The organism is Aquiflexum sp. (genome assembly GCF_977115555.1).
The window spans coordinates 1-6,934 of sequence record NZ_CDSBKL010000219.1; the positions used below are offsets into that span (position 1 = coordinate 1).

Annotated in this window: 5 protein-coding genes; 4 read left to right on the plus strand and 1 reads right to left on the minus strand. The window is 40.2% G+C overall.

What is annotated here, in order from left to right; genetic code table 11:
* Positions 1-303: 303 nt before the first annotated feature.
* The 4 genes from ACZFYI_RS13100 (at position 304) to ffh (ending at position 5,821) form a co-directional block, all read left to right on the plus strand.
* On the plus strand, positions 304-1,854 hold the full coding sequence (locus ACZFYI_RS13100; RefSeq protein ID WP_462524579.1) for an alpha-N-arabinofuranosidase: 1,551 nt from the start codon (positions 304-306) through the stop codon (positions 1,852-1,854).
* 50 nt (positions 1,855-1,904) lie between these two features.
* Positions 1,905-3,575 carry a ribulokinase gene (locus ACZFYI_RS13105; RefSeq protein ID WP_462524580.1) on the plus strand — a complete coding sequence of 557 codons (1,671 nt, stop codon included), beginning with the start codon at positions 1,905-1,907 and terminating at the stop codon, positions 3,573-3,575.
* Positions 3,576-3,649: 74 nt separating this feature from the next.
* On the plus strand, positions 3,650-4,354 hold the full coding sequence (locus ACZFYI_RS13110; RefSeq protein ID WP_462524581.1) for an L-ribulose-5-phosphate 4-epimerase: 705 nt from the start codon (positions 3,650-3,652) through the stop codon (positions 4,352-4,354).
* Between the two features lie 129 nt (positions 4,355-4,483).
* A complete protein-coding gene (gene ffh, locus ACZFYI_RS13115) occupies positions 4,484-5,821 on the plus strand; it encodes a signal recognition particle protein (protein WP_462524582.1) in 1,338 nt (445 codons plus the stop codon).
* Between the two features lie 74 nt (positions 5,822-5,895).
* Here ffh and dprA read toward each other — a convergent pair.
* The coding region (dprA, locus tag ACZFYI_RS13120) for a DNA-processing protein DprA (RefSeq protein ID WP_462524583.1) at positions 5,896-6,934 on the minus strand (1,039 nt) is incomplete at its 5' end.

Here is a 6,934-nt window from a genome sequence, read left to right on the forward strand (position 1 = left end):
AATCTATCTAAATTTTTTTTATTCCATTCTCAAAAGAAGGTATGAAAAATATCAATTTAAATTCAAATGTGACATTTATGTTGATATAGATTATTGTTTTCAAACCAATAGGATTCCATGGATGGAAGGTATAGAATTATTAGTGTAATAAATACAGTTAATATTTGTCCCTTCAAGTTTAATTTCCAATATTCGGTTGTGATTTTGCTAAGAAAATTGGATTCAATTCTATATACGAACTCACTTTGAAATCCAATCAATAGGACCTACGAATGAATATTTATAACCTCAAATAGAAATCCAATGAAGACAAAAGGTTTAAAAGGAATGACGCTGATAGCAGCAATACTAATTTCTTTCTTTTCAGTAGCTCAAACTAACAGGCTGATAGTCAATGCTGATCAGGGAACAGTGATAATCAACAAACATATTTACGGGCATTTTGCAGAGCATTTGGGACGAAATATTTATGGAGGTATCTGGGTGGGACCGGATTCCAAAATCCCAAATGAGGATGGCTATAGATTGGATGTTATGAATGCTATCCAAAAGCTGGAGATCCCAAACCTCCGGTGGCCGGGAGGTTGTTTTGCCGATGAATACCACTGGACAGATGGAATCGGCAATCCAAAAGACCGCCCGACCATGATCAATACCCATTGGGGTGGAGTAGTGGAAGACAATTCCTTTGGTACTCATGAATTTATGAATTTTGCCAAAAAAATAGGAGCAGAGCCATACATTACCGGTAACGTGGGCAGTGGTTCTGTAGACGAAATGTCCAAATGGATCGAATACATCAATTTTGACGGAGTCAGTCCCATGTCAAACCTAAGAAAGAAAAACGGTCAGGATGAGCCTTGGAATATCAAATACTGGGGTGTTGGCAATGAAAACTGGGGTTGTGGTGGTAACATGACAGCAGAATATTATGCCAATGAATATAGGAGATATGCGACTTATGCAAGAGATTATGGGGCAAATAAATTGTATAAAATAGCAGGTGGAGCAAACAGTAATGATTATAACTGGACAGAAGTTTTGATGAAAAATATCCCTCTCAATATGATGGATGGACTTTCTGTACATTATTATACCATGACCGGATCTTGGACTGATAAGAAGTCAGCCACTGTTTTTGACAAAGAAACCTACTTGGAGACTTTGAGAAAAGCCGCAGGAATTGAAGAATTGATTGAGCGTCATGGAGCCATTATGGACCAATATGATCCTGAAAAAAGGATAGGAATGATCATCGACGAATGGGGTACTTGGTATCAGGTCGAGCCGGGAACCAATCCTGGATTCCTTTACCAACAAAACACCATGCGTGATGCGCATGTGGCAGCGATTTCTTTGAACATTTTCAACAAACATGCTGACCGCGTTCATATGGCCAATTTAGCTCAGACTGTTAATGTTCTTCAAGCCATCATTTTAACCAATGATACGGACATGATTCTTACTCCAACCTACCATGTTTTTGATCTATACAAACCACATAAGGATGCTACTTTACTTTCACACCATCTCGTGACGGAAGAGGTTTCTTATGGAAAGGAAAAACTTGAAGCTTTGAATGTTTCTACTTCCAAATCCCCTGACGGAACAGTCAACATCAGCATTGCCAATATTCATCCTGACAAGAAAATTGACTTGGATGTGGTATTGAGAGGAATATCGGCCAAAACTGTGACTGCAGAGTATGTGACTGCTCCGAGCATAGATTCTTACAATACTTTTGAGAAAAAAGAGGTAGTGAAGAAAGCAGCTTTCAAAGATTTTAAATTGGATAAAGACAACCTGAAAATTGCTGTTCCTGCCAATTCTGTTTTGATGGTAAGGGTTAAATAAATAATCTAGGTAGTTACAAATTTGCTTTGCAGAATATTTGAAATAATAGCATGGAGGATAAATATGTAATAGGTTTAGACTATGGAACTGATTCTGTCAGGGCAGTTTTGGTAAATTCCAAAGACGGAAACTGCGTGGCTAGCCATGTTTTTTGGTACCCAAGATGGAAAGCCGGCAAATATTGCAATCCGGTTGAAAACCAATTCCGGCAGCATCCCATGGATCATTTGGAAGGTTTGGAAGCAAGCATAAAGGGTGTGGTGGAAAAATCCAAAATTCTTCCATCCCAAATCAAAGCCATCTGTGTGGATACTACTGGCTCTTCCCCTTTACCTGTAGATTCAAAAGGCCAATCTTTGGCTTTCGATCCGGCTTTTGCAGAAAACCCAAATGCCATGATGGTTCTTTGGAAAGACCACACAGCAATCGTAGAAGCAGAGGAAATAAACCATATCGCCCGCACATGGGGCGGAGAAGATTTTACCAAGTATGAGGGAGGAATCTATTCTTCAGAATGGTTTTGGTCTAAGATTTTGCATGTGATCAGGTCCGATCAAAAAGTCGCAGAAGCTGCTTTTTCATGGATGGAGCACTGTGATTATATTACATCTCAATTGATAGGATGCGAAGATCCGCTAATGCTCAAACGGAGCAGGTGTGCTGCGGGACACAAAGCCCTTTGGCATGAAAGCTGGGGAGGATTGCCTCCAAAAGAGTTTTTAACTTTGTTTCATCCTTATCTCGGAGATCTAAAAGACAGGTTATATTCCGAAACATATACTTCTGACAATCAAGCAGGAAAGCTGAGTAATTATTGGGCTGAAAAATTGGGATTGTCCACAGAGACTATTGTAGCTGTCGGGACATTTGATGCGCATGCTGGTGCCGTAGGAGGGGAAATTTCTGAAAATACCTTGATCAAAGTGATGGGTACTTCCACATGCGACATTATGATCGCTTCAAAGGATAATCTTGGGGATAACCTGATTCAGGGGATTTGTGGGCAGGTAGATGGGTCGGTGATTCCGGGAATGATCGGTTTGGAAGCAGGTCAATCAGGTTTTGGTGACGTTTTGGCTTGGTTCAGGGACTTGATCTCCAAGCCAAGTATAGATTTGATTCAAAACAGTGTTCTTTTAGATGAAGGTCAAAAAGTAAAGCTCATCGAAGAAATCCAGGAAAATATTATTGCCAGACTTTCTGATGAAGCGCTAAACATTCCTGTGAATGAATCAAAAATTGTAGCTTTGGATTGGATTAATGGCCGTAGGACGCCTGATGCTAATCAGGCTTTGAAAGGAGCCATCATGGGATTGAATATGGGTTCTGATGCGGCAAGGATTTTCAAATCGTTGGTGGAGGCTATCTGCTTTGGTTCCAAAAAAATCGTGGACAGGTTTGAAAGTGAGGGGGTCAAAATCCGGACAGTAATAGGAATGGGAGGGGTAGCCAAGAAATCGAAACTCGTGATGCAGACATTGGCGGATGTATTGGATATGCCTATTAAGGTAGCTACTTCAGAACAAGCGCCTGCGCTTGGAGCCGCTATTTATGCTGCCGTTGCAGCAGGAATACATCCGGACACCCAATCTGCCATCCAAGCCATGAGCAATGGTTTTGATGAAGTATATCATCCTATTTCAGAAAATGTTCACCACTACAAAAAATTATACGAGGAGTATGGGAAGTTTGGGGAGTTTGTGGAAGGAAATAAAGGATGAAACAAGATTCTTTGAAATTATTATATTACAGGATAAGATAATTTATTCTATTCCAATAGGCCTTAAACAAAAATATGTCAGAGTATCTAAGCCTAAAACAACAATGCTACGAGGCCAATATGCAACTCCCAAAGTTGGATCTGGTAGTGTATACTTTTGGTAATGTCAGTGCCGTGGACCGGGAAAAAGGCGTTTTCGCCATTAAGCCAAGCGGTGTTCCTTATGATGAATTGAAAGCTGAGGATATTGTTATCGTTGATTTTGAAAATAATATCATCGAGGGAAACATGCGACCTTCTTCTGATACAAAAACCCACGCATTTCTCTACAAACATTGGAAAAACCTTGGGGGAATTTGCCACACGCATTCGACTTATGCCGTTGCATGGGCACAGGCGCAGCTAGATATTCCGATTTTTGGTACTACCCATGCGGACCATCTCACGGTGGATATCCCATGTGCAGCTCCAATGTCGGATGATTTGATTCAGGGAGATTATGAGTACAATACCGGCCAACAGATTTTGGATTGTTTTGCTGATAAAAAGTTGAATCCTGCTGAAGTAGAGATGGTGCTTATCGGAAATCATGGCCCATTTGCTTGGGGAAAAGATGCATCCAAGGCAGTTTACAATAGTAAAGTCTTAGAAGAAATTGCCCGCATGGCTTATCTGACTTTGCAGATCAATCCCAATTCCCCAAGATTAAAGGAGGCACTGATCAAAAAGCATTTTGAAAGAAAGCATGGAAAAGATGCTTATTATGGTCAGGGTTGTTGATTCATTTAACCTTTCATCCAATAACCATTAACCAATAACCATTTTTTTTAAATACAAATCCCTTATACCAAATTCGATTCTCCCTTTCACAAATAAATTCCTATTTTTGCCTCAAATAGATAATTCAGCATGTTCGATAATCTTAGTTCCAAATTAGATAGAGCTTTTAAGACCCTGAAGGGTACCGGTAAAATCACCGAAATCAACGTCGCTACGACTGTTAAGGAAATCCGTAGGGCCTTGATTGACGCCGATGTCAACTATAAAGTAGCCAAAGAAGTAACTGATACCATCAAGGAACAAGCCTTGGGTAGAGATGTGTTAATCGCTGTCTCACCAGGCCAATTGTTGGTCAAAATCACCCAAGAGGAATTGACCAAACTGATGGGAGGATCCAAAGTGGACATCAGTATCAAGGGTGATCCTGCTGTGATCTTGATATCAGGTCTTCAGGGCTCGGGTAAAACGACTTTTTCAGGAAAATTTGCAAGCATGCTCAAGAAGCAGGGAAGGCAGGTTTTGTTGGTTGCCTGCGATATATACAGACCTGCCGCTATTGACCAATTGAAAGTATTGGGTGAGCAGATAGGGGTAGAAGTATATGCGGAGCCTGAGAATAAAAATGCTCTTGAAATCGCAAATCACGCCATTGATTATGCGAAAAGGAATGGAAAGAAAATAGTCATTGTCGATACAGCAGGTCGTTTGGCTGTGGATGAGGTGATGATGAAAGAGATCGAGGCCTTGAAAAAGGCCCTCAATCCTTCTGAAACATTGTTTGTCGTGGATTCCATGACAGGTCAGGACGCTGTTAACACGGCCAAAACTTTTGATGAAAGACTGAATTTTGACGGAGTGGTATTGACCAAATTAGACGGTGATACCCGAGGTGGTGCGGCGATTTCTATCAGGCACGTAGTCAACAAACCTATCAAATTTATCTCCACCGGAGAGAAAATGGAGAACATTGATGTTTTCCATCCTGACCGTATGGCGCAGAGGATTTTGGGAATGGGAGATGTGATTTCATTGGTCGAAAGAGCTCAGCAGTCTTTTGACGAAGATGAGGCCAAAAGGATCAATGCCAAGATCAGGAAAAACCAATTCAACTTTGATGACTTTCTTTCCCAACTCGAGCAAATCAAAAAGATGGGAAATATCAAAGATTTGATGGGTATGATTCCGGGAATGGGTAAAGCTATGAAAGGAATTGATATTGACGATGATTCTTTCAAACCAATTGAAGCCATTATTCGCAGTATGACTCCGAAGGAAAGGGAAGACCCTGATATCATAGATGGTAACAGAAGGAAGCGAATTGCAAACGGAAGCGGTAGAACCATCACGGAAGTCAATAACCTGATGAAGCAATTTGCAGACATGAGAAAAATGATGAAGCAGATGAATAAAATGGGAGGCGCGCAAAAAGCCCTTGGGGGACTGATGCCAAAAATGGGCAGGAGATAAAAAATTTTAATACAAATCAAAAATGAAATCCTCTTTTGAAAAAAAGGGGATTTTTTGCTTAAAATCGAAAAATTTTATTGGGTAAATTTGTATCTTTTTCCTGGAAGTGATTTTATAAGACCTTCAAATTCAAGGTTTAATAGAGTAGATGCTAAACTTGAAATAGAGATATTCAGTAAGATGGCCAACTGATCGATTTCCAGTTCTTTCTTTTCTGTCAGGATTGCCAAAACCGCTTTTTCTTCCTCATTATACTTTGACAGATCTATTATTTTATTTTTTGTATTAGTAGCTGTCAAGTTATCTTTTGACCAAGAAAGCGATTCTTCAAGATCCTTTGGTCCTGTATAGATAGTGGCCTTCATGGTACGGATCAGATTGTTGCAACCTTCACTGAAAGTGGAAAGAAGGTTTCCGGGCACAGCAAAAACCTCTTTGTTGTAACTGAAAGCAATCTCTGCAGTGATCAATGCACCTCCCTTTTGGGCTGCTTCAACCACTATGACGGCATCAGATAAACCGGAGATGATCCTGTTTCTTTTTGGAAAATTGCTTGGATGCATGACAGTGCCGGGAGGATATTCACTGACAAGCCCACCACCGCTTTCGATCATTTGTTCGGCAGTGTTTTTATGCAAGGCAGGATAAATCTGATCTACAGATGATCCCAATATGCCAATTGTTGGTAAATTATTGGACAATGCCGCTTTATGAGCTTCGATATCAATGCCGTATGCCATGCCACTGATTACAGTAGCTTGGTATGGACTTGCATCGTCAATGATTTTTTTGGTAATATTTTTACCGTATTCAGTCGCATTTCTTGTTCCAACGATAGCTAATGACCTGTTTGGGTTTAGGTTTATATTTCCTTTGGTGTATAAAACCATAGGACAATCATCCATGACTTTGAGCCTTGACGGAAAGTTTTGGTCAGAAAAGGTTAATATGCGGATTCCTTTTTTTTGACAATTGGAGATGATTTCCGATGCTTCCCTTATGTATTTATCCTTATCCTTTCTGATTTCGGAAAGTTTCTTGTTAACACGTGGAATTTTTGAAATTTTACCTGGAGGAAGGTCAAAAAAATCCTTAAATGAGGCCGTGTAGGCT